Annotated in this window: 2 protein-coding genes and 1 pseudogene; all 3 read right to left on the bottom strand. The window is 72.6% G+C overall.

Translation table 11 applies throughout. The annotated features are described in order from the left end of the window. Positions 1-105 precede the first annotated feature (105 nt). The 3 genes and pseudogenes from OG927_RS33230 to OG927_RS33220 all read right to left on the bottom strand — a co-directional run bounded on the left by OG927_RS33230 (position 106) and on the right by OG927_RS33220 (position 26,049). Positions 106-6,567: a thioester reductase domain-containing protein gene (locus tag OG927_RS33230; RefSeq protein ID WP_408058136.1), complete on the bottom strand. Its 6,462-nt coding sequence runs from the start codon at positions 6,565-6,567 to the stop codon at positions 106-108. Between the two features lie 138 nt (positions 6,568-6,705). Continuing rightward, positions 6,706-12,114, bottom strand: a pseudogene (locus OG927_RS33225) (SDR family NAD(P)-dependent oxidoreductase); the annotation flags it as partial. A gap of 90 nt (positions 12,115-12,204) precedes the next feature. Continuing rightward, positions 12,205-26,049: a type I polyketide synthase gene (locus OG927_RS33220; protein ID WP_330319468.1), complete on the bottom strand. Its 13,845-nt coding sequence runs from the start codon at positions 26,047-26,049 to the stop codon at positions 12,205-12,207. Positions 26,050-26,219: the final 170 nt, after the last annotated feature.

Raw genomic sequence — 26,219 nt, 5'->3', positions numbered from 1 at the left:
AGGTCCGGGGCCCGGGCCCCGGGCCCCGGGCCTCCTCCGGGTCCCAGGGTGCCGGGGGGAGGTCCGGGCCGGGCGCTTCGCCCGGCTGCCGGCCCGGACCTCCGGTCAGGCGCGCGCCTGCTCCCTGCCCGGCGCGGGTGGGAAGTGGCCCACCTCGACGAAGAAGTCGACGTACCGGGCGAAGAGGCCGTCGGTGAGCGGCGGGCAGTCGACGCCTGTCCCGGCGAGCGCCGCGAGGGTCTCCGAGGTGTCGATCGGCGGGTAGAAGCCGTCGGTGTCCGAGGTCATCATCTCGAAGGCGTGGAGCAGCGGACGCAGTGCGTTGTCGCTGCTCGCGCTGACCCTCTCGTTCCAGCTGGGCCAGTCCTGCTCGTCCAGCGCGTACCCGTGCGCCCGCAGGTTCTCCACGCACTGGGCGAGGCTGAGGGAGCTCTGGTTGAACAGGTGGAACGTGCGGCCGGCGGTGTCCGGCTGCCGGGAGAGGGTGGTGATGGCGGCGCTGACGTAGTCGACGGGCAGCAGGTGGAAGCGGCCACCGGTGCCGCCGGGCACCGCCGCGGACTGGAGGATGCCCTTGAGGCTGAGCCATACGAAGTCGCGGGTCTGGCAGGCGCCGTTGCGTGTGTCTCCGGAGATCACGTCGACCCGGTAGACGGAGACGGGCAGCCCCCGGTCGCGGGCGGTGCCGATGAGCTGCTCGGCGACCCACTTGCTCTGGAGGTATCCGCTGGGCAGTGCCTCGGCGGGGCCCGTCGGGTCGGTCACCTTCAGGGGGACGCCCTCCTCCCGTACGCCGTCGAAGACGCCGACGGTGGACACGTAGTGGACGGGGACGGTGCGGTGACGGGCCGCCAGGCGCAGCACCTCCTCGGTGCCGCGGACGTTGGCGTCGCGCAGTGCCGTGTAGGGATGCAGCCAGTGGACCCGGGCGCCGTTGTGGTAGACGGCGTCCACCGTGTGGGCCAGGGCGTCGAAGCGCTCCTGCGTGAGGCCGAGCCGCTCCTCGGCCAGGTCGCCCAGGACGAGGGAGAGCCGGCTCTCGTCGACCTCGTCCCACAGCCGGTACCACTGCATGTTGGTCCGCAGCCGGTCCCTCGCCTCGTCCTGGTCGGCGCCGCGGACCAGGCAGTGGATGGTCGCCGTGGTCGTCCGCATCAGGTCGCGCAGCAGGAAGGCGCCGAGGAAGCCGGTGGCTCCGGTCAGCAGGATCGAGTGCGGCTCCTCGGCCGGCCGTACGGTCCCGGCCGCAGGGCGGATGTCGTCGGCGAGGCGCGCCTCGGCCGCGAAGTCCACGGTGGGCGGGGCCGGGGTGGTGTCCGGGCCGGGCCCGCCGGCGAGCTGCCCGCAGACGAAGGCGGCGAGGGCGGCGGGGGTGGGGTGGTCGAAGACCAGTGTGGCGGGCAGTTTGGAGCCGGCCAGGGCGCTCAGCCGGTTGCGGAGATCGACGGAGGTCAGCGAGTCGAAGCCCAGTTTCGTCAACGGCTGTCCGGCCTGGATGCCGGAGGTGTCGGCGTGGCCGAGTACGGCCGCGCTGAGGTCGAGAACCGCTTCCAGGACGGCCTGTTCGCGCTCTGGCCCCTCGAGCCCGGCGACCAGGTCGGCGAGCGAGGCGGTTGCGGGTGTGCCCTTCTCGACGGCGGTCCGGCGTGCGGGGGCGGGTGCGAGACCGGTGAGGACTGCCGGGATGCGGCCGGGCTGTTCGCGCAGGACGGCGATGTCCAGGGGGGTCGCGACGACGGCCGGGTGCCCGAGGGCGATCGCCCGGTCGAGCAGGGCGGGTCCCTGGTCCTGGGGGACGGGGCGGAATCCGCTGCGGGCGATGCGGGCGAGGTCGCTCTCGCCGAGGTGGCCGCTCATGCCGCCGGACTGCTCCCAGAGCCCCCAGGCGACGGAGGTGGCGGGCATCCCGTGTGCGTGCCGGTGCTGGGCGAGGGCGTCCAGGAACTGGTTGGCGGCGGCGTAGTTGGACTGGCCGGGGCCGCCGACGACCGCGGCGATGGAGGAGAAGAGGACGAAAGCGGTGAGCTCCTTGTCCTGGGTGAGGCGGTGCAGGTTCCAGGCGGTATCGGCCTTGGGGCGCAGCACGCGGTGCAGCCGTTCGGGGGTGAGGGTGGTGACGAGGCCGTCGTCCAGGACGCCGGCGGCGTGCACGACGCCGGTGAGCGGGAGGCTGTCGGGGATCGTGCCGAGGAGTTCGGCGAGTGCCGTGTGGTCGGCCGTGTCGCAGGCGGCGATGGTGACCCGGGCTCCGAGGGCGGTCAGTTCGGCCGACAGTTCCTGGGCGCCGGCGGCCGCGGGGCCGGTGCGGCTGGTGAGCAGGAGGTGGCGCACTCCGTGTGCGGTCACGAGGTGGCGGGCGAAGAGGGCTCCGAGGCTGCCGGTTCCGCCGGTGATCAGGACCGTGCCGTCGGGGTTCCAGGCCGGGGCGGTGCCGGGGCGGGGGGTGACGGCCCGTGCGAGGCGGGGGACGTACACCTGTCCGGCGCGCAGGGCGGCCTGGGGTTCACCGGAGGCGGCGAGGGCGACGACGTGCCCGCCGTTCGCGGGGCAGGGTCGGCGGGCCGTGCCGGTGTCGGTGCGGGCCGGCGTGGTGTCGGTGTCGGTGTCGATGAGGACGATGCGGTCGGGGGCTTCCGACTGGGCGGAGCGGAGCAGGCCCCAGACGGCGGCGCCGGCCAGGTCGGTGACGTCCTCCCCCTCACGGGTGGCGACCGCTCCCGAGGTGACGACCACGAGCCGGGTCTCCTCCAGGCGCTCGTCGGCCAGCCACTCGCGCACCAGCTTCAGGACCTTCTCCGTCGTGGCGTGGACCGAGCCGGGCAGGGAGCCCGCCGGTTCCGGCCGGGTGCGGAGCACGACCAGGGGGACTGTCCGGCCGGCGGCGACGGCCGCGGCGACTTCGGCGGGGCTGGTGAAGTCGCCGTCGTCGCCGAGTGCGGCGGGGGTGATGCCCTCCGCCGCTTCTACGGCCAGGGGCGTCCAGCCCATGTGGAACAGCGCGTCGTCGTGCCGGTCGGCGGCCGCCGCGAACGCGCGGTCCTCGACACCGCGCGCCGACGCCGCGGTGATGAGGGCCACGGGCTGTCCGGAAGGGTCGGCTATTTCTATGCGTGCGCCGCCGTCCCCCGGCGTGATGCCGATCCGGAGTGTGGTGGCACCGGTCGCGTAGAGCCGTACGCCGTGCCAGTGGCCGACGAGCGGGCTCCCCTTCGTCACGGCGGGCAGGAGGGGGCGTACCGCCGCGTCGAGGAGTGCGGGGTGCAGGGTGAAGCCGTCGGTGCCGGTCGGCTGGGGCAGGGCGGCTTCGGCGAAGAGTTCGCCGCCGCGGCGCCAGGCGGCTGTGAGGACCTGGAAGGTGGGCCCGTATGCGAGGCCTGCTTCGGCGAGTCCGGCGTGCAGCTCGTCGAGGGCGATCTCCTCGGCGTCGGCGGGCGGCCACGGGGCCGGCTCGAACGCGGGGCCCTGGGCGGTGACGCCGAGCGTGCCGTGGGCGTGCATGGTCCACGGTGCGTCGGGGTCGTCGGGGCGGCCGTGCACGGTGACCGGGCGGCGGCCTGTGGGGTCGGGGGCGCCGACCTCGACCTGGAGCTGGTGGGTGCGGGCCTTGCCGAGGACGAACGGGGTGTCCATGACGAATTCGTCGAGGGTGGTGGCCCCGGACTCGTCGCCGGCCCGGACGGCCAGCTCGACGAGCGCTGCGGGGGCCAGCACCACGGAACCGGAGACGGTGTGGTCGGCGAGCCAGGGGTGGGTGCGGGCGGAGAAGGTGCTGGTGAACACGGTCCGGTCGGCGCCCGCGAGGGTGACGGCGGCGCCGAGGAGGGGGTGGCCGGTCGGGCGGAGGCCGTGTCCGGCGGTGCGGGGGGCTGCGGCCGCCGAGTCGATCCAGTAGCGCTGGTGCTGGAAGGCGTAGGTGGGCAGTGGGATCCGGCGGGCACCGGTGCCGGAGAAGAACGCCTTCCAGTCGACGGGGACGCCGTGCTGGTGGAGGAGGCCGAGTGCCGTGACGACCGTATCGGTCTCGGGGCGGTCGCGGCGGGCAAGGGCGACGGTGGTGGGGACGAGGTCGGCCGCGAGGGCGGAGAGGGTGCTGTCGGGTCCGATTTCCAGCGTGACGGTTACTCCCTGGGCGGCCATCGTGTCGACCGCGTCAGCGAAACGCACCGTCCCACGCACCTGATCCACCCAATACCCCGCCGACCGCAACTCCTCACCCACCGCCACCCGGCCCGTCAGCGTCGACACCACACCAAAACGCGGCACCCCGAACGAAACCCCCGCCAACGCAGCCCCGAACTCCTCCAGCATCGGATCCATCAACGGCGAATGAAACGCATGACTCACCCGCAACCGCCTCGACCCGAACCCCCTCCCCTCAAGCTCCGCCACCACCTCCAGCACACCGGCCTCCACACCCGAGACCACCACCGACCCCGCACCATTCACCGCAGCAACAGCCACCCCGGCCCGACCCCCCAGCAGGGAAACAACCTCCTCCTCCCCCGCCCGGACCGCGACCATCGCCCCACCCACCGGCAACGCCTGCATCAACCCCGCACGCGCCACCACCAACCCCACCGCATCCTCAAGCGACAACACCCCCGCCACATGAGCCGCCACCACCTCACCCACCGAATGCCCCACCACAAAATCAGGACACACACCCCACGACTCCACCAAACGAAACAAAGCAACCTCCACCGCGAACAACGCCGGCTGAGCCCACCCCGTCTCATCCAGACCCACACCCGACACAATCACCCCACGCAACGAACCACCCAAAACCTCATCAAACAACCCACACACCTCATCAAACACCCCCGCAAACACCGGAAACACCCCACACAAACCCACCCCCATCCCCACCCGCTGCGCACCCTGACCCGTAAACAGAAAACCCAACCGACCGTCCTCAACCGCCCCCGTCACCACACCGGCCCCCTGTTCGCCGTCCGCCAGCGCGCGCACCCCCGCCAGCAACTCCCCACGGTCCCGCCCCGTCACCACCGCACGATGCTCCAGAACCGCCCTCCCCGCCGCCAGGGAGAAACCCACATCCAGCGGGGAGAGGCTCGTGTCGGCCGAGATGTGGTCGAGGAGGCGGCGGGCCTGCTCCCGCAGGGCCTGCGGTGTCCTGCCCGAGATCGGCCAGGGGATCACGGGCAGGCCGGCCGTCCCGGCCGGCGCCGGCTCGGCAGGCTCCTCCGCGGGCGGCTGCTCGATGATCACGTGGGCGTTGGTGCCGCTGACGCCGAAGGCGGAGACGGCGGCCCGGCGGGCGCGGTCGGTGGCCGGCCATGCGCGGGCCCCGGTGAGCAGTTCGACGGCGCCGGAGTCCCAGTCCGCCATCGGTGTGGGGCTCTCCACGTGCAGGGTGCGGGGCAGCACGCCGTGCTCCATGGCCTGGATCATCTTGATGACGCCGCCGACGCCGGCGGCGGCGACGGTGTGCCCGATGTTCGACTTGAGGGAGCCGAGGTAGAGGGGACGGCCTTCGGGGCGGCCCTGCCCGTAGGTGGCGAGGATCGCCTGTGCCTCGATGGGGTCGCCGAGGCGGGTGCCGGTGCCGTGTGCCTCGACGGCGTCCACGTCGGCGGTGGTCAGGCGGGCGTCGGCGAGGGCCTGGCGGATGACGCGTTCCTGGGAGGGGCCGTTGGGGGCGGTCAGGCCGTTGGAGGCACCGTCCTGGTTGACGGCGGAGCCGCGGACCACGGCGAGGACCCGGTGGCCGTTGCGGCGGGCGTCGGACAGCTTCTCCACGACGAGCATGCCGACGCCCTCCGACCACGAGGTGCCGTCCGCGTCGGCGGAGAAGGACTTGATGCGGCCGTCGGGCGCCAGGCCGCTCTGCCGGGAGAAGTCGATGAATCCGCCGGGGGTCGCGGTGACCGTGACGCCGCCGGCCAGGGCGAGGTCGGACTCGCCGGAGCGCAGCGACTGGATCGCGAGGTGGAGGGCGACGAGGGAGGAGGAGCAGGCGGTGTCGACGGAGAGGGCGGGGCCTTCGAGGCCGAGGCTGTAGGCGACCCGGCCGGAGGCGACGCTGCTGAGTTTGCTGGTCAGCAGATAGCCCTCGAACTCCTCGGGTCCGTGCAGGCCGAGGTAGCTCTGCTCGATGATCCCGGCGAAGACGCCGGTGCGGCTGCCGCGCAGGGTGTCGGGGTCGATGCCGGCCTGCTCGAGCGCTTCCCAGGAGGTCTCCAGGAGGAGGCGCTGCTGGGGGTCCATGGCGAGGGCCTCGCGGGGCGAGATCCCGAAGAACGCGGCGTCGAAGAGGGCGGCGTCGTGCAGGAAGCCGGCCTGGCGGGTGTAGGAGGTGCCCAGGTGGCCCGGGTCGGGGTCGTAGAGGCCCTCCAGGTCCCAGCCGCGGTCGGTGGGGAAGTCGGTGATGGCGTCGGTTCCGGAGTCGACCAGGTGCCACAGTCCGTCGGGGGACGTCACTCCGCCGGGGAAGCGGCAGGCCATGCCGACGACGGCGATCGGCTCGGACTCGGCCGCCTCGAGTGCGGCGATCTTGCGGTTGGCCTTCTGCAGGTCGACCGTGACCCGCTTGAGGTACTCGACCAGCTTCTCTTCGTTCGACGGGTTGGACATCGGGTTGATGCTCCTCGGGCGGAAGGCTGAGTGGCAGGGGGCCGGCCGGTCCGGCGAGGGGCCGCCGGACCGGCTTGGGGTTCCGTGTCCGCCACCGGGGCGGACCGGTCGCTAGGTGGCGGGGTTGCCGAGTTCGTTGTCGATGAAGCTGAGGAGTTCGTCGACGGAGGCCGACTCGATGGCGTCGGACGGGTCGGGCAGGCCGGTCCCGGGCGCCGGGGCCGTGGCGCCGGTCTCCTCGACTCGGGACAGCAGTGCCCGCAGGCGGGCGGAGACGGCGGAGCGGCCCTGGTCGTCCTGGGGTGCGGCGGCCAGCGTCCGTTCCATCCGGTCCAGTTCGTCGAGCAGTGTCCGGTGGGCGTCCGGTTCCTGCGGTGTGAGGCGGTCCCGCAGGTATCCGACGAGGGCGGCGGGGGTGGGGTGGTCGAACACGAGGGTGGCGGGGAGCTTGACCCCGGTGGCGGTGCCGATCCGGTTGCGCAGGTCGACCGCGGTGAGGGAGTCGAAGCCCAGGTCCTGGAAGGCTCGTCCCGGTGCGATGGACTGGGCGTCGTTACGGCCGAGGACCGCGGCGACATCGGTGCGTACGAGGGTGAGGAGCAGGTGTTCCTGTTCCGCCTCGCTCAGTTCGCCCAGTCGTGCGGCGAGGCCGGCCGCCGGGTCGTCGGCGGAGGGGCCGGCGGGTCCGGAGTGGGCGACGCGCCGGCCCGGTAGTGCCGCGAGTTCGCTCAGCAGGGCGGGGATCCGGGTCTGGGCCCGTACCGCGGACACACCGATCGGTGTCGCGACGAGGGCGGCCCGGCTGTCGGCGGTGGCCCGGTCGAACAGGGCGAGGCCTTCGACGCGTGCGATCGGCCGGAAGCCGTCGCGGGCGAAGCGGTTGAGGTCGCTCTCGGTCAGGTGGGCGTTGATGCCGCCCAGTTGCCACAGGCTCCAGGCGATGGAGGTCGCCGGCAGGTCCTGGGCGTGCCGGTGTGCGGCGAGGGCGTCCAGGAAGGCGTTGGCTGCCGCGTAGTTGGCCTGGCCGGGGCCGCCCAGGACGCCCACGGTGGAGGAGAACGTCACGAACGCCTCGAGTTCCAGGTCCCGGGTCAGCTCGTGCAGGTGCCAGGCGGCGTCCGCCTTGGGTCGCAGTACGTCGGTGAGTCCGTCGTCGGTGAGTGCGGGGATCAGCCCGTTGTCGAGTACGCCGGCGGTGTGCACGACCGCGGTCAGCGGGTGTTCCTGCGGGATGTCGGCGAGTACCCGGGCGAGTGCGTCGCGATCGCTTGCGTCGCAGGTGGCGACGGTGACGTGGGCGCCGATGCCCCGCAGGTCGTCCAGGAGGCCTGCCGCGCCGTCGGCCTGTTCCCCGGTGCGGGAGAGCAGCAGGAGGCGGGTGGCGCCGTGTTCGGCGACGAGGTGGCGGGCGAATTCGGCGCCGAGGGTGCCGGTGCCGCCGGTGATGAGGACGGTGCCGTGCTTCCAGACGGGGGCCCGGCCGGTATGTGTGCCGGTGGCGGGGACTCGTCGTAGGCGGGGCAGGAGTGTCCTGCCTTCGCGCAGGGCGGCCTGGGGTTCGCCGGCGGCGAGGAGGGCGGGCAGTGCCTGGGGGGCGGTGATGTCGGCGTGGGCCGTGGTGTCGGTGTCGGTGTCGATGAGGACGATGCGGTCGGGGGCTTCCGACTGGGCGGAGCGGAGCAGGCCCCGGACGGCGGCGCCGGCGAGGTCGGTGACGTCTTCTCCGTCGCGGGTGGCGACCGCTCCCGAGGTGACGACCACGAGCCGGGTCTCCTCCAGGCGCTCGTCGGCCAGCCACTCGCGCACCAGCTTCAGCATGGTGCGGGTGGCTGTGTGGGTGGCGGCGATCCGGTCGGTGCCGGGGTGTTCGGGGGGCCAGGGCAGCAGGACCGCGTCGAGGTGGGTGCCGGAGGCCAGGGCGTCGGCCACGGCTCGGGGGTGCGGGTAGCGGTTTTCGCCGGTGGTGTCGGGGTCCAGGACGGCCCAGGCGGGCGGTGGGGCGGTCTCCGGCAGTGCGGTGGGGGTCCAGTCGAGGTGGAAGAGGGATTCGCGTCCTGTGCTGTCGCCGCCGACGGCGGCTGTGAACTGTTCGTTGGGTATGTCGCGGAAGACGACGGACTCCACCGAGACGACCAGGTTGCCGGCCGCGTCGGCGAGTTGGAGTGAGTAGGAGTCGTCGTTGATCTCTGCGACCCGTGCCTTGACGGCGGTGGCTCCGGTGGCGTGGAGGCGTACGCCGTACCAGTCGGCGGGGACCGGGACGGTGCCGGATGCCGGGTCTTCGGGGCGGGTGGGCAGGGCTGCCTGCAGCAGGACGGGGTGCAGTCCGTACCGACCGGCGTCGGTGCGGAGGCCTTCGGGGAGCTGGATCTCCGTGGTCCGGCCGGTCGTTTTGTCGTCCCAGGCGAGGGAGGCTGCGGTCTCGGGCTCCTCGGTGAGGTACCAGCCCTCCGCGTGCATGGTCCATGGTGCGTCGAAGTCGTCGGGGCGGGAGTAGAGGCACAGGCAGTGCCGTCCGGTGTCGTCCGGGGTTCCGGCCCTGACCTGGAGCTGGATGTTGCCTTCGTGCGGGAGTACCAGGGGGACCTGGAGGTTGAGTTCGTCGAGTGCCGGGTGGCCGATCAGGTCGCCTGCGTGGATGGCGAGTTCGACCAGGGCCGATGCCGGGAGGACGGGTGAGCCGAGCACGACGTGGTCGGCGAGCCAGGGGTGGCTCTGCAGGGAGAGGCGGCTGGTGAACAAAATCTGGTTGAAGCCGGCCACGGTGATGGGTGATCCGAGGACGGGGTGGCCGGTGGTGGGGGCGTCGTGGCTGTGGGCCCCGGGGACGGGTCCGGGTTCGAGCCAGTAGCGTTGGCGTTGGAAGGCGTAGGTGGGCAGCGGTACCCGACGGGCACCGGTCCCCGCATACAGGGCCCGCCAGTCCACCGGCACACCCCGCGTGAACAGGGCACCCACCGCCGACAGCAGCGACACCACCTCGTCACGGTCCCGGCGCAACGCCGGAACCGCACCCTGCGCCAGCACCGACAGCACCGCGTCGGGCCCGATCTCCAGAAACGACGTCACTCCCTGAGCGGCCATCGTGTCGACCGCGTCAGCGAAACGCACCGTCCCACGCACCTGATCCACCCAATACCCCGCCGACCGCAGGTCCTCACCCACCGCCACCCGGCCCGTCAGCGTCGACACCACACCCACCCGCGGCACCCCGAACGAAACCCCCGCCAACGCAGCCCCGAACTCCTCCAACATCGGATCCATCAACGGCGAATGAAACGCATGACTCACCCGCAACCGCCTCGACCCGAAACCCCTCCCCTCAAGCTCCGCCACCACCTCCAACACACCGGCCTCCACACCCGAGACCACCACCGACCCCGCACCATTCACCGCAGCAACAGCAACCCCGTCCCGACCCCCCAGCACAGCCAGAACCTCCTCCTCCCCCGCCCGGACCGCGACCATCGCCCCACCCACCGGCAACGCCTGCATCAACCCCGCACGCGCCACCACCAACCCCACCGCATCCTCAAGCGACAACACCCCCGCCACATGAGCCGCCACCACCTCACCCACCGAATGCCCCACCACAAAATCAGGACACACACCCCACGACTCCACCAAACGAAACAAAGCAACCTCCACCGCGAACAACGCCGGCTGAGCCCACCCCGTCTCATCCAGACCCACACCCGACACAATCACCCCACGCAACGAACCACCCAAAACCTCATCAAACAACCCACACACCTCATCAAACACCCCCGCAAACACCGGAAACACCCCACACAAACCCACCCCCATCCCCACCCGCTGCGCACCCTGACCCGTAAACAGAAAACCCAACCGGCCACCGGCACGCTCACCACGCACCACACCCGGAGCCGTCCCGCCCTCCGCCAGCGCACGCACCCCCGCCAGCAACTCCCCACGGTCCCGCCCCGTCACCACCGCACGATGCTCCAGAACCGCCCTCCCCGCCGCCAGGGAGAAACCCACATCCAGCGGGGACACGTCGAGGTCCGCGGTGAGGCGGGCGTTCAGCCGTCGCGCCTGGTCCCGCAGGGCGGTGGCGGTCCCGCCGGAGACGATCCACGGCATGACGGGGAGCGTCACCGTCCGCGGGGGGCCGTCCGTGGTTCCTTCGGCCGGGGGCGGCTCCTCGATGATCACGTGGGCGTTCGTGCCGCCGAAGCCGAACGAGGAGACGGCCGCGCGGCGCGGGGCCCCGGTGTCGGGCCAGGGCCTGGCCTCGTTGAGCAGGGAGACGGCTCCCGCGTCCCATTCGACGTGGGTGGTGGGCTGATCGCTGTGCAGGGTGCGGGGCAGCACGCCGTGCTCCATGGCCTGGATCATCTTGATGATGCCGCCGACGCCGGCCGCGGCCTGGGCGTGGGCGATGTTCGACTTGAGGGAGCCGAGGTGGAGGGGACGGCCGTGCGGCCGTTCCTGCCCGTAGGTGGCCAGCAGCGCCTGTGCCTCGATGGGGTCGCCGAGGCGGGTGCCGGTGCCGTGCGCCTCGACGACGTCCACGTCGGCGGGGGTGAGGCCCGCGGCGGCCAGGGCCTGGCGGATGACGCGCTCCTGGGAGGGGCCGTTGGGGGCGGTCAGACCGTTGGAGGCACCGTCCTGGTTGACGGCGGAGCCGCGCATGACGGCCAGGACCCGGTGGCCGTTGCGGCGGGCGTCGGACAGCTTCTCCACGAGGAGGAGGCCCACTCCCTCGGCCCAGCCGGTGCCGTCCGCGGCTGCGGAGAAGGACTTGCTGCGGCCGTCGGCCGCCAGTCCGCGCAGCCGGGAGAACTCGACGAAGGCGACCGGTGTCGACATCACGGTGGCGCCGCCGGCGAGGGCCAGGTCGCACTCGCCGCGGCGCAGGGCGCTGGCCGCGAGGTGCAGGGCGACGAGGGAGGAGGAGCAGGCGGTGTCGATGGTGACGGCCGGGCCTTCGAGGCCGTACGTGTAGGCGACGCGGCCCGAGGCGATGGAGCCCGCGCTGCCGCTGAACAGGTAGCCCTCGAAGTCCTCCGGGGGGAGGTGGGGGCGTGAGCCGTAGTCGTTGTACATGATGCCGGCGAACACGCCGGTCCGGGTGCCCTTGAGCGAGACCGGGTCGATGCCGGCCCGTTCGAAGGCCTCCCAGGCGGTCTCCAGGAGGAGTCGCTGCTGGGGGTCGGCCGCCAGGGCCTCGCGTGGGGACATCCCGAACAGTTCGGGGTCGAAGAGGTCGGCGTCGTAGAGGAATCCGCCCTCACGGGAGTAGGAGGTGCCGGTCTTCTCCGGGTCGGGGTCGTAGAGGCCCTCCAGGTCCCAGCCGCGGTCGGTGGGGAAGTAGGAGACCGCGTCGACTCCGTCGGCCACCAGTTGCCACAGGTCCTCGGGCGAGGTGACGCCTCCGGGGTAGCGGCAGGCCATGGAGACGATGGCGATCGGCTCCTGTTCCTTGTCCTCGACCTCGCGCAGACGCTTGCGTGCGTCCCGGGCGTCGGCGATGGCCCTCTTGAGGTATTCGCGGAGTTGTACCTCGTCAGCCACGTGAATTCAGCTCCCCGGTGATGGTGTGTCCGATTGCCGTGTGCGTGCCGTGGGCGGCGCGTGCCTGGCGGGTCATTCGAGTTCGTCCAGCAGTGCGAAGAGTTCCTCGTCGCTCGCCGTTTCGAGGTTCTGCTCGTCGTCGGTGTCCTGTGGTCCTCCGGGGCTGCCGGCGGCCTCGGCCGCCTTGAGGAGTTCCTTGAGCCGTGCGGCGATCAGGTTGCGCGTCTCCTGGTCCGGTGCGGCGGCGATGGCCGTCTCCAGACCGGCGAGGGGGGCGAGGACCGGTTCCGCCGGTGAGGCGTCCTCCACGGCCAGTTCGGCCAGGAGGTGGGTGGCGAGCGCCTGCGGGGAGGGGTGGTCGAAGACGAGGGTGGTCGGCAGGCGCAGTCCGGTGGCCCGGCCGAGCTGGTTGCGGAGTTCGACGGCGGTGAGCGAGTCGAAGCCGAGTTCCTGGAAGGCCCGGTCGGCCTCGATGCGGCCGGGGTCCCCGTGTCCCAGGACACCCGCGACCTGGGTGCGTACGAGATCGGTGAGGGTGCGTTCGCGTTCGGCGGGGCCGAGGGAGGCGAGGCGTTGGGCGAGGGGGGCCTCCTGAGGCGTCCCGGTGCTCGCGGCGGTGGTGGCGCGGCGCTTGGCCGGCCCGGCGAGGGCGCGCAGGACGGGGGGCAGTTCGTCGCCTGCGCCGTGCAGGACCGCCGTGTCGAGGCGGGTGACGGCGAGGACGGCCTCGCCGGTGGCGGGGGCCGCGTCGAAGAGGGCCATCGCCTCCTGGGTGGCGAGGGGACGCAGGCCGGCGCGGGCCAGGCGGCGCAGGTCGGTGTCGTCGAGACTGCCGGAGATGGTGCTCGCCTGGGCCCACAGGCCCCAGGCGAGGGACAGTGCGGGCAGGCCGTGGGCGCGGCGGTGGGCGGCTAGGGCGTCCAGGAAGGTGTTGCCGGCCGCGTAGTTGGCCTGGCCCGCGGTGCCGATGAGGCCGGCCACGGAGGAGTAGAGGACGAAGGCTGTGAGGTCCAGGTCCCGGGTGAGTTCGTGCAGGTGCCAGGCGGCGTCGATCTTGGGGCGCAGGACGTTGTCGAGTTGGTCGGGGGTGAGCCGGGCGGCGACGCCGTCGTCGAGGACGCCGGCGGTGTGGACGACGGCGGTCAGCGGGTGCTCGTCGGAGAGGGTGGCGAGGACGCCGGCCAGGGAGTCGCGGTCGGTCACGTCGCAGGCGACGGTCATCGCGTGGGCGCCGAGTGCTTCCAGTTCGGTGCGGAGTTCGGCGGCGCCGGGGGCGTCGGGGCCGCGGCGGCTGAGCAGCAGCAGCCGGCGGGCTCCGTGTTCGGTGACGAGGTGCCGGGCGAGGACGGTGCCCAGGGTGCCGGTCGCGCCGGTGACGAGGACGGTGCCCCGGTCCCATCGGGGTGCCGGGCCTTGGGCCGGCGGGGCGGTGCGGGTGAGCCGGGGGACGGTGAGGGTGTCGCCGCGGACGGCGATCTGGGTTTCCCCGCTGGATACGGCGAGGTCCAGGAGCCGGTCCTCCGCGGCGGTGCGGTCTGTGTCGGTGGGGGCGGGGTCGAGGTCGACGAGGACGATCCGGCCGGGGTTTTCGGTCTGTGCGGAGCGGAGCAGGCCCCAGACTCCGGCGTGGGCCAGGTCGGTGACGTCCTCGGGTCCGGCGGCGACGGCTCCCCGGGTGGTGACGACGAGCCGGGTCCCGGCAAGCCGGTCGTCGGCGAGCCAGTCCTGCACGGTGTCGAGGACCTGTCGTACGGCGGTGCGGGCCCGCTGGGGCAGGGTGTCGTGGTCGCCGGTGACGTCGGGGGCGGGGCCGGATGTCTGCAGGAGGAGTACGGCCGGTGGTGCGGCGCCCGCTTCGAGTGCGTTGTCGAGGGCCCGGGCGTTTCGTGGGCCGGTGCCGTCGGGGACCAGGGCCCAGCCGGTGCGGGCCGGGGCCGTGCCGGTGGTGGGCAGGGGCTTCCAGCCGAGGCCGAACAGGCCGTCGCGTGCGGCGGTGCCGGCGGCGCGGAGTGTTTCCTGGGACAGGGGGCGCAGCAGGAGGGATCTGGCGGTGGCGACGGGGGTGCCGGCGCCGTCGGTGGCGGTGAGGGCGGCGTGGAGGGATTCGTCGCCGGACCGGTTGAGGGAGAGCCGTACCCGCAGGTCGGTCGCTCCGGTGGCGTGCAGGCTCACTCCGGACCAGGAGAAGGGCAGCCAGGAGGGGCCTTCTGGTTCGGTGACGCCGGGGAGCAGTGGGTGCAGGGCGGCGTCCAGGAGGGCGGGGTGGAGGCCGAAGTGCGGGGCGTCGGTGCGGTGTTCCTCGCCGAGGGTGACTTCGGCGAAGAGTTCGTCCTGTGTCTTCCAGAGGCGGTCCAGGCCCTGGAAGGCGTTGTCGTAGCCGTATCCGGCGGTGGCGAGCCGGTCGTAGACGCCGTCGAGGTCCACTTCTGTGGCGTCGGCCGGGGGCCAGGTGGGGAGTCCTTCGGGGGTGGCGGTGGTGGTGGAGAGGCGTCCTTGGGCGTGCAGGGTCCAGGGGTGTTGTGTGTCGTCCTGGTCGGGCCGGGCGTAGACGGCGAGGGGGCGGCCTGTGGTCTCGTCGGGTTCGCCGACGACGAGCTGCAGTTGGACGGCGCCTTGTTCGGGCAGGATCAGCGGTGCGGCGAGGGTCAGTTCGTCGACCGTGTCGCAGTCGGTGTGTTCGGCGGCGCGGAAGGCGAGGTCGAGCAGTGCGGTGGCGGGCAGCAGGACGGTGCCGGCCACCGTGTGGCCTTCCAGCCAGGGGTGTGTGCGGCGGGAGACGCGGCCGGTGAGGAGGTAGGCGTCCCGGTCCGCGACCCGTACGGCCGCGCTGAGCAGGGGGTGGCGGACGCCGTGGAGGCCGAATCCTTCGGCGTCGGCGGGGGTGGCTGCGCCCTCCAGCCAGTAGCGGGTGTGCTCGAAGGAGTAGGTGGGCAGGTCGACGCGGTGGGCGTCGGGGAAGTACGAGGGCCAGTGGGGGCGTGTGCCGCGCAGGACGGCGGTGGTGAGGGCGGCTGCGACGGTGTCGCTCTCGGGTCTGCCCGAGCGCAGGAGGGGGGTGAGGAGGGCGGCTTCGTGGGTGAGGCATTCCTGGGCCATGGCGGTCAGGACGCCGTCGGGGCCGAGTTCCAGGTAGTCGGTCACGCCGAGTTCTTCGAGGTGGCGGACGCCGTCGTGGAAGCGGACCGGCTCGCGGATGTGGGAGGCCCAGTAGTCGGGTGAGGTGAGCTGTTCGGTGGTGGCGAGGACTCCGGTGACGTTGGAGAGGACGGGGATGCGGGGTGGGTGGTAGGTGAGGCACTCGGCGACGGCGCGGAATTCGTCGAGCACTTCGTCCATGTGCGGTGAGTGGAAGGCGTGGCTGACGGGCAGCCGCTTGGTCTTGCGGCCCTGCATGCGCCACAGGGCGCTGATTTCTTCGACGAGGTCCTGGTCGCCTGAGATGACGGTGGAGCGGGGGCCGTTGATTCCGGCGATGGCGACGTTTTCGTAGTCGGCGAGTACGGACCGTACTTCTTCCTCGGAGGCCTGGAGGGCTGCCATTGCGCCGCCCTCGCGTGCCGCCTGCATGAGCCGGCCGCGTTCGGCGACGAGGGTGCACGCGTCGGCGAGGTCCAGGACGCCGGCCAGGTGGGCGGCGGTGACCTCTCCGATGGAGTGGCCGAGGAGGTAGTCCGGGGTGATGCCGTGGTGTTCGGCCAGTCGGAAGAGGGCGACCTCGGTGGCGAAGAGGGCGGCTTGGGTGAAGGCGGTCTGGTCGATGAGGGCCGAGTCCGCTGAGCCTTCGGGGGCGAAGAGGACGTCTTTGACGGGCCGGAACAGTTCGGTGTCCAGGTGCCTGCACACGTCGTCGAGGGCGCTGCGGAAGACGGGGGACGTCTCGTACAGTTCGCGTCCCATGCCGAGCCGCTGGCTGCCTTGTCCGGTGAGCAGGAAGGCTGTTTTGCCGCGGTGGGTGGTGGCGGCGCGTATGACGGAGGGTGTCGGTTCGCCGGCGGTGAGGCGGGCCAGTGCGTCCAGGAGTGTCGTGCGGTCGGTGCCGAGGACGGCGGCGCGGTGTTCCAGGGTGGCGCGGGTGGTGGCCAGGGTGAGGCCGACGTCGGCCGCTTCGAGCTCGGGGTGGTGGGTGAGGTGGTGGTGGAGCCGGTCTGCCTGGCGGCGCAGGGCGTTCTCGTCCTTCGCGGTCAGGATCCAGGGGATGACGGTGCTGTCGGCCGGGGTGCGGGTGGGTGTGGGCGGTGTCGGGGTGTCGGCGGCGAGTTCCAGGACGACGTGGGCGTTGGTGCCGCTGATCCCGAAGGACGATACGGCGGCTCGGGCGGGGCGGCCGGTGGCGGGCCAGGGTGTCGCCTCGGTGAGTAGTCGCACCGCGCCCGCGTCCCAGTCGATGTGGGGGGAGGGGTTTTCGGCGTGCAGTGTCCTGGGGAGGATGCCGTGGCGCATGGCCTGGATCATCTTGATGACGCCGCCGACGCCGGCCGCGGCCTGGGCGTGCCCGATGTTCGATTTGAGGGAGCCGAGGTGGAGGGGGCGGTCCTGGGGGCGGTCCTGTCCGTAGGTGGCGAGCAGGGCCTGTGCCTCGATGGGGTCGCCGAGGCTGGTGCCGGTGCCGTGGGCCTCGACCGCGTCGATGTCGGCGGGGGTGAGGCCCGCGGCGGCCAGGGCCTGGCGGATGACGCGTTCCTGGGCGGGGCCGTTGGGGGCGGTCAGGCCGTTGGAAGCGCCGTCCTGGTTGACGGCGGAGCCGCGCATGACGGCCAGGACCCGGTGGCCGTTGCGGCGGGCGTCGGAGAGTTTCTCCACGAGGAGGAGGCCCGCTCCTTCGGCCCAGCCGGTGCCGGAGGCGTCGGCGGAGAAGGAGCGGCAGCGGCCGTCCTCGGAGAGGCCGCGCTGCCGGGAGAACTCGACGAAGGTGCTGGGGCCGGACATCACGGTGACGCCGCCGGCGAGGGCGAGGTCGCACTCCCCCTGGCGCAGGGCGCCGGCCGCGAGGTGCAGGGCGACGAGGGAGGAGGAGCAGGCGGTGTCGATGGTGAGGGCGGGGCCTTCGAGGCCGTATGTGTAGGCGAGGCGGCCGGAGAGGACGCTGGAGAGGTTGCCGGCGAGCAGGAAGCCCTCGAACTCCTCCGGGCTCTTGGCGAGCCGGGAGGCGTAGTCGTCGTACATGGCGCCGGTGAAGACGCCGGTGCTGGTGCCTCGCAGGAGTGCGGGGTCGATGCCGGCGCTCTCGAAGGTCTCCCAGGCGGTTTCGAGGAGGATGCGCTGCTGGGGGTCGGTGGCGATGGCTTCGCGCGGTGACATTCCGAAGAACGCCGGGTCGAACCGGTCGGCGTCGTGGAGGAATCCGCCGTGGCGGGTGTAGGAGGTGCCGGTCTTCTCCGGGTCCGGGTGGTAGAGGGATTCCAGGTCCCAGCCCCGGTTGTCGGGGAATTCGCTGACGGCGTCGGTGCCTTCGGCGACGAGCCGCCACAGGTCCTGGGGTGAGGTGACGCCGCCGGGGAAGCGGCAGGCCATGCCGATGATGGCGATGGGCTCGTCGGCGGGTGCGGTGGACCGGCGGGCGGGTGCGGTGCTGGTGGCGGGCTTGCGGCCGGCGGCCTGCTGGTGCAGGTGGGCGGCGAGGGCGGCGGGCGAGGGGTGGTCGAAGACGGCGGTGGCGGGCATCCGCAGTCCGGTGGCGGTGTTGAGCCGGTTGCGTAGTTCCACCGCGGCCAGGGAGTCGAACCCGATGTCGTTGAAGGCGCGTTCCGGGTCGATGCTCTGCGGGCTCCCGTGGCCGAGGACGTCGGCGACGATGGTGCGTACGAGGTCCGCGGCGGCGGAACGGCTCTCCTCCTCGGGGAGGGTGGCGAGGTGGCGGACCCATTCGGTGCCGTCGTGCGTTCCCGCGGCCGGCGTTCCCCGGGCGGCCCGTGTGGTGGCGCGGGGGCGGATCAGCCCGCGCAGCAGGGCGGGCGGGTCACCGGCCGCGGTGATACGGAGCCGGGCGAGGTCCAGGAGGGCGGGTACGACCAGGGTGTCGCCGCCGGTGAGGGCGGTGTCGAACAGGGCGAGGCCGGTGTCCGGGTCGAGCGGGTCGATGCCGGCCCGGCTCCAGCGGGCCAGGTCGGCCTGGCCGAGCTGGGCGCCCATGCCGTGGCTGGAGTCCCACAGGCCCCAGGCCAGCGAGGTGGCGGCCAGGCCCTGGGCCCGGCGGTGGGCCGCGAGTGCGTCGAGGTAGGTGTTGGCGGCGGCGTAGTTGGCCTGGCCCGCGGTGCCGATGATGCCGGAGACGGAGGAGAACAGGACGAAGGCGGCCAGGTCCAGGTCGCGGGTCTGCTCGTGCAGGTGCCAGGCGGCGTCGACCTTGGGCCGCAGGACCTTCTCCAGCTGTTGTGGGGTGAGGGATTCGACGGTGGCGTCGTCCAGGACACCGGCGGTGTGCACGATCGCGGTGAGCGGGTGTGCGGGGTCGACGGATGTCAGGAGGGCGGCGACGGCGTCCGGGTCGGCGGCGTCGGCGGCGAGGGTGGTCACCCGGGCGCCGAGTTCGGTGAGTTCGGCGGTGAGCCGGTCGGCTCCGGGGGTGGCGGGTCCGCGTCGGCTGGTGAGCAGGAGGTGGCGTATTCCGTGCCCGGTCACGAGGTGGCGGGCGAGGAGTGCGCCGAGGCCGCCTGTGCCGCCGGTGATGAGGACGGTGCCCTGCGGGTCGGGGCCGGGCGTGGGGACGGGTGCGGGGGTCCGGTCGCGGGTGAGGCGTGGGACGTGGAGTTGTGATCCGCGCAGGGCGAGTTGGGGTTCGCCGGTGGCCAGGGCGGCGGGCAGCAGTTCCTCGGCCTCGGGGGTGCCGTCGACGTCCAGGAGGGTGATGCGGTCGGGGTGTTCGCTCTGGACGGTGCGGAGCAGGCCCCAGAGGGGGGCGGTGGACAGGCCGTCGACGTTTTCGCCGGGGGCGGTGGCGACTGCGCGGGTGGTGACGAACGCGAGGCGGGTGTGGGCGAATCGTTCGTCGGCGAGCCACCGCTGGGTCAGGGCGAGGGCGCGGGCTGCGTTCTCGTGGGCTGCGGCCGGGGCGGGGGGAGCGCCGGCGCCGGTGCGGACGAGGAGGACGTCGGCGTCGGGTCCTTGCGGGTCGGGGAAGGCGTCGGTGCCGGCGGGGAGTTCGGCGATGCGCGGTGCGGGGCCGCCCGGCGGGGCGAGTGAGGGCCAGGCGAGGGTGAAGAGGCCGTCCGTGGTGTCCGCGGGGGCGAGCCGGTCCTTGGCGACGGGGCGCAGCATCAGCGAGTCGATGGTGGCGACGGGAGCGCCGGTGGCGTCGGCCAGGTGCAGGGCGACCGTGTCGGGGCCGGTGTGCCGGATGCGAACGCGCAGGGTGGTGGCGCCGACGGCATGGGTGGTGACCCCGCTCCAGGCGAACGGCAGCCGGATGGTGTCCGGTTCGGTGGTGTCGGCGGTGTCGAGGACGACCGGGTGGAGGGCGGCGTCCAGGAGTGCGGGGTGGATGCCGTAGCCGGCGGCGGCCTCGTGCTGGTCGGCGGGCAGGGCGATGTCGGCGTAGGTGGTGCCGTTCCTGCCGCGCCACAGGGCGCGCAGCCCTTGGAAGGTGGTGCCGTACTCGTAGCCGAGGTCGGTGAGCTGCCCGTAGGTGTCGTCCGGGGGGACGGCTTCCGCGTCCCGGGGCGGCCATTCGAGCAGTTCGTCGAAGGCGGGGTCGGTGGTGGCGGGGGTGTCGGCGAGGGCGCCGGAGACGTGGCGGGTCCAGGTGGTCTGCTCGTCGTCGGTCTCGGGCCGGGAGTGCACGGTGAAGGAGCGGGTGCCTGTGGTGTCGGGGGCGCTGACGGCGACCTGGACGCGGACGGGCCGCTGTTCGGGTAGGGCGAGCGGGGCTTCGAGGGTGAGCTCGAGGAGGTGTTCGGTGCCGGCGGTCCGGCCCGCTGCCGAGGCGAGCTCGATGAACGCGGTGGCGGGTACGAGGACGGTGCCGTGGATGCGGTGGTCGGCGAGCCAGGGGTGGTCGGTCAGCGACAGGCTGCTGGTGAGGACGAGGCCCTCGCCCTCGGCGAGGTCGACGGTGGTGGCCAGGAGGGGGTGGCCGGCCGGGTCGAGTCCGAGGCCTCGGGCGTCGGTGCGGGTCCGGGGCCGGAGCCAGTAGTGGCTGCGCCGGAACGCGTAGGTGGGCAGTTCGACGCGCGAGGCGCCGGGGAAGAGCGATGCCAGGTCGAGGGGGGCGCCGAGGGTGTGGGCGCGGGCGAGGCCGGTGGTGAGGGCGGTGTCCTGGGGGCGGCCGGCCCGCTGGAGGGCGACGGCCTGGGAGGTGCCGGCCAGGAACGCGCCGTCTGCCATCGCGGTGAGGACGGCGTCGGGGCCGACCTCGACGAAGACGGTGACGCCCTCGTCCTCGAGCGTGTGGGTGGCGTCGAGGAAGCGTACGGCTTCGCGTATCTGGCGCACCCAGTAGTCGGGGGTGACGAGGTCGTCGCCGGTGGCCGGCCGGCCGGTGAGGGTGGAGACGATCTGGAGGAGCGGTGCGTGGTAGGTCAGGCCCTCGGCGACGGTTCGGAACTCGTCGAGGATGGTGTCCATGTGCGGTGAGTGGAAGGCGTGGCTGACTGTCAGGCGGCGTGTTCTGCGGCCGCGTTCGCGCCAGAGTGCGGCGAGTGTGTCCGCGGCGTCGGCGTCGCCGGAGATGACGACGGCGTCCGGGCCGTTGACGGCGGCGAGGGTGAGCCGGCCGGCGTAGGGGGTGAGGGTTTCGGCGACCTCGCTCTCCGCGGCCTGGATCGCGAGCATCGCGCCGCCGGGGACCGCCGCCTGCATGAGCCGGCCGCGGGCGGCGACCAGGGTGGCGGCGTCGTCGAGGGAGAGGACCCCGGCGACGTGTGCGGCGGCGAGCTCGCCGATGGAGTGCCCGGCGACGGCATCGGGGACCAGCCCGTGGGCCTGGAGGGTGCGGTGGAGGGCGACCTCGAGGGCGAACAGTGCCGGCTGGGTGGCGCGGGTCTCGTGGAGCAGGGCGGCGCCGGACCCACCGGCATCGGCATCGGTGCCGGTGCCGGTGTCGGTGTCGGTGTCGGTGTCGGTGTCGGTGAACATCACGTCGCGCAGGGGGCGGCCGAGGTCGAGGTGCGGGTCCAGTGCGGCGCACACCTCGTCGAGGGCGGTGGCGAACTCGGAGCGCGACTCGTACAGTTCTCGGCCCATTCCGGGGTACTGGGAGCCCTGGCCGGTGAACAGGAACGCGGTGCGGCCCGCGCGGGCGGCGGATCCGGTGACCAGGTTCGGGGCGTCGGTGGTCCGGCGCAGTGCGTCGAGGCCGTCGAGGAGTTCCGCGGTCGCGGTGCCGGTGACGACGGCCCGCTCGGGCCAGGTGGCGCGGGAGGTGGCGAGGGAGAACCCGATGTCGGCGATGTCCTGGGCGCCGAGCTCCGGGCGGTTGTCCAGGTGGGTGCGGAGTGCTTCGGCCTGGGCTGACAGGGCCGCGCGGTCGGGGGCGGAGAGGGCCCACAGGGCGGGCGTTCGGGAGCCGGTGGTGGTGTCGTCCCGGGGGTGGGCGGGGGTGTCGTCGGGGCGGTCGGGGGTGTCGTTCTCCGGCTGCTCGACGATGACGTGGGCGTTGGTGCCGCTGATGCCGAAGGCGGAGACGGCGGCCCGGCGGGCACGGTCGGTGGCGGGCCATGCGCGGGCCTCGGTGAGCAGTTCCAGTCCGCCGGTGGTCCAGTCGACGTGCGGGGTGGGTGCGGTGACGTGCAGGGTGCGCGGGAGGACGCCGTGGCGGATCGCCTGGACCATCTTGATGACACCGCCGACCCCGGCGGCGGCCTGGGCGTGCCCGATGTTCGACTTGAGGGAGCCCAGGTACACCGGTGTTCGGCCGCTGCGGTCGCTGCCGTAGGTGGCGAGGATCGCCTGTGCCTCGATGGGGTCGCCGAGGCGGGTGCCGGTGCCGTGTGCCTCGACGGCGTCCACGTCGGCGGTGGTCAGGCGGGCGTCGGCGAGGGCCTGGCGGATGACGCGTTCCTGGGAGGGGCCGTTGGGGGCGGTCAGGCCGTTGGAGGCACCGTCCTGGTTGACGGCGGAGCCCCGGATCACGGCGAGGACCTGGTGGCCGTTGCGGCGGGCGTCGGAGAGTTTCTCCACGAGGAGGAGGCCGACGCCCTCGGCCCACGAGGTGCCGTCGGCGTCGGCGGAGAAGGATTTGCTGCGGCCGTCGGCGGCGAGGCCGCGCTGCCGTGAGAACTCCGTGAACATGCCGGGGGCGGACATGATCGTCGCGCCGCCCGCGATCGCGAGGGTCGTCTCGCCCTGGCGCAGCGACCTCACGGCGGTGTGGAGGGCGACGAGGGAGGAGGAGCAGGCGGTGTCGATGGTGAGGGCGGGGCCGACGAGTCCCAGTTGGTAGGCGATGCGTCCGGACATGACGCTGCTGGTGGAGCCGGTGAGCAGGTGGCCCTCGACGCTGGTGGGGGCTTCGTGCAGGCGGGGGCCGTAGTCGAGGGCGGTGGCTCCGACGAAGACGCCGGTGCGGCTGCCGCGCAGGGTGTCCGGGTCGATGCCGGCGCGCTCGACGACCTCCCAGGAGGTCTCCAGGAGGAGGCGCTGCTGGGGGTCCATGGCGAGGGCCTCGCGGGGCGAGATCCCGAAGAACGCGGCGTCGAAGAGGGCGGCGTCGTGCAGGAAGCCGCCTTCGTGCACAGAGCTCTTGCCGGAGCGCTCGGGGTCCTGGTCGTACAGGTCGGGTTCCCAGCCGCGGTCGGCGGGGAAGCCGGAGATGGCGTCTTTGCCGTCGGCCACGAGCCGCCACAGGTCCTCGGGCGAGGAGATGCCGCCGGGGTAGCGGCAGGCCATGGCGATGATGGCGATGGGTTCGTCGTCGTGGAGCGGGGTGGCGGGGTGCTGTTCGTCGGTGGTGGCGGAGCCGGTCAGTTCGGCCTCGATGTACGCGGTGAGTGCGGCGGGGGTCGGGTGGTCGAAGAGGAGGCCGCCGGGCAGGCGCAGGCCTGTGGCGGTCGCGAGCCGGTCTCTGAGTTCGACGGACATCAGGGAGTCGAAGCCGAGGTCCTTGAAGGAGTGCCGGGCGTCGGGGCGGTTGTCCTTGTCGTGTCCGAGGACGGCGGCGATGTGGGCGGCGGTCAGGCCGGTGACGGAGTGGGTGCGGTCGGCCTGGGACATGGTGGCGAGCCGGCGGCCGAGTTCGCCGTGGGGGGCGGGGGGCTCGGTGGGTGTGCTCGCCGGGAGGGCGGGGGCCGTTGTCCTGTCGGTGGGGCCGGGTTCGAGCCAGTAGCGTTGGCGTTGGAAGGCGTAGGTGGGCAGCGGTACCCGACGGGCACCGGTCCCCGCATACAGGGCCCGCCAGTCCACCGGCACACCCCGCGTGAACAGGGACCCCACCGCCGACAGCAGCGACACCACCTCGTCACGGTCCCGGCGCAACGCCGGAACCGCACCCTGCGCCAGCACCGACAGCACCGCGTCGGGCCCGATCTCCAGAAACGACGTCACTCCCTGAGCGGCCATCGTGTCGACCGCGTCAGCGAAACGCACCGTCCCACGCACCTGATCCACCCAGTACCCCGCCGACCGCAGGTCCTCACCCACCGCGACCCGGCCCGTCAGCGTCGACACCACACCCACCCGCGGCACCCCGAACGAAACCCCCGCCAACGCAGCCCCGAACTCCTCCAACATCGGATCCATCAACGGCGAATGAAACGCATGACTCACCCGCAACCGCCTCGACCCGAAACCCCTCCCCTCAAGCTCCGCCACCACCTCCAACACACCGGCCTCCACACCCGAGACCACCACCGACCCCGCACCATTCACCGCAGCAACAGCAACCCCGGCCCGACCCCCCAGCACAGCCAGAACCTCCTCCTCCCCCGCCCGGACCGCGACCATCGCCCCACCCACCGGCAACGCCTGCATCAACCCCGCCCGCGCCACCACCAACCCCACCGCATCCTCGAGCGACAACACCCCCGCCACATGAGCCGCCACCACCTCACCCACCGAATGCCCCACCACAAAATCAGGACACACACCCCACGACTCCACCAAACGAAACAAAGCAACCTCCACCGCGAACAACGCCGGCTGAGCCCACCCCGTCTCATCCAGACCCACACCCGACACAATCACCCCACGCAACGAACCACCCAAAACCTCATCAAACAACCCACACACCTCATCAAACACCCCCGCAAACACCGGAAACACCCCACACAAACCCACCCCCATCCCCACCCGCTGCGCACCCTGACCCGTAAACAGAAAACCCAACCGACCGTCCTCAACCGCCCCCGTCACCACACCGGCGCCGGGTTCGCCCTCGATGAGGGAGTCGAGGCCCGCGAGGAAGGTCTCCTCGCTTTCCGCCAGGACGACGGCGCGTGTGTCGAAGGCGGTGCGGGTGGTCAGCAGGGACCAGCCGACGTCGGCGGGCTCCGCCTCGCTCGTGGGGGCGAAGGTGCGCAGCTTCCGGGCCTGGGCGCGGAGCGCTTCGGTGTCCCGGCCGGAGAGGACCCAGGGCAGGACGGCCGGGGCCTCGCCGGTTCCGGCGTCACCGGCTGCGGCGTCACCGGTTCCGGCAGCCGCGGCCGGGGCATCGGCGGTGGGTGCCCGGTCGGGGGCGGGGGCCTCCGTGAGGACGATGTGGCAGTTGGTGCCGCCCATGCCGAAGGAGGACACTCCCGCGACCAGCGGGTGGTCGGGGTGCGGCCAGGGTCCGAGCTCGCGCGGTACGCGGAGGCCGAGTCCGTCGAGGTCGATGGCCGGGTTCGGGGTCTCGAAGTTGAGGCTGGCGGGGATCTCGCGGTGTGTCAGGCTCAGGAGGGCCTTGAGCAGGCCGACCATGCCGGCGGCCCCTTCCAGGTGTCCCACGTTGGTCTTGGCCGAGCCGACGACCAGAGGGTCGCCCGGCGCGCGGTGGGAGCTGAAGACGTCTCCGAGCGCGGCGGCCTCGATGGGGTCGCCGACGGGGGTGCCGGTGCCGTGCAGCTCGACGTACTGGACTTCGGAGGGACTTATTCCGGCCTTTTCGTAGGCCTCCCGCAGGACCTGGCGCTGGGCCTCGCGGCTGGGCACGGTCAGTCCGGGTGTGGCGCCGTCGTTGTTGACCGCGCTGCCCCGGATGACGCCGTAGATCCGGTCGCCGTCGGCTTCCGCCCGGGCCAGGGGCTTCAGGATGACGGCTCCGCCGCCCTCGCCCCGTACGAAGCCGTTGGCGCGGGCGTCGAAGGTGTAGGCGGTGCCGTCCGGTGAGAGGCCGCCGAAGCGCTCCTCGGTCACGGCGCTCTCGCCGAGGATGTTGAGGTTGATGCCCGCGGCTATCGCGGTGCTGGACTCCCCCGAGCGCAGCGACTCGCAGGCCAGGTGCACGGCTACCAGGGAGGAGGACTGGGCGGCGTCGACGGTGAGGCTCGGTCCGCGCAGACCCAGGTGGTAGGAGACGCGGTTGGCGATGATGCCGCGGTTGAGGCCCGTCATCGAGTGCTGGGTGATGGCCTGTTCGCCGTACTGGCCGGCGAGGCTGGTGTAGTCGTCGCGCAGGGTGCCGACGAAGACGGCCGTGCGGGAGTCGCGCAGCCGGGCGGGGACGGTTCCGGCGTCCTCCAGGGCTTCCCAGGCCAGTTCGAGGACGAGTCGCTGCTGCGGGTCCATGGCGGCGGCCTCGCGGGGGGAGATCGCGAAGAAGCCGGCGTCGAAGTCGCCGATGCCGTCGATGAATCCGCCGCGGCGGATCCCTGCGCCGGCCTGTGGTTCCGCGGTGTTCCAGCGTCCGGGCGGCGCGGCGGTGATCGCGTCGGTGCCGTTGCGCAGCATCTGCCAGAAGTCGGCCGGGCCCAGGGCCATGGGGAGCCGGCAGGACATGCCTATGACGGCGACGTCCCCCTCGCCGTCTCGCGGCGTGTGGCTCTCCACAGAATTGCGATTAGTCGTCATGGCGCTCGGCTGCCCTTTCTGACTGATATCGAAGCGGCCTGAGTATCCCGGATATGGAAGCCCGCATGGTGACCTTAGGATCGGCCGCTCTGTTTCTTCTCAATACCTGGTCACGTGTGGGTAACCGGCCGGTTCGGGTGGCCCGTTACTTGTCGGTGGGCGACCGGTGA

It is taken from the genome of Streptomyces clavifer (assembly GCF_036345975.1).
In the GTDB taxonomy this organism is placed as follows: Bacteria; Actinomycetota; Actinomycetes; order Streptomycetales; family Streptomycetaceae; genus Streptomyces; species Streptomyces clavifer.
The sequence above is the reverse complement of the archived record's forward strand: the minus strand, read 5'-3'. Positions and strand labels throughout refer to the sequence as shown.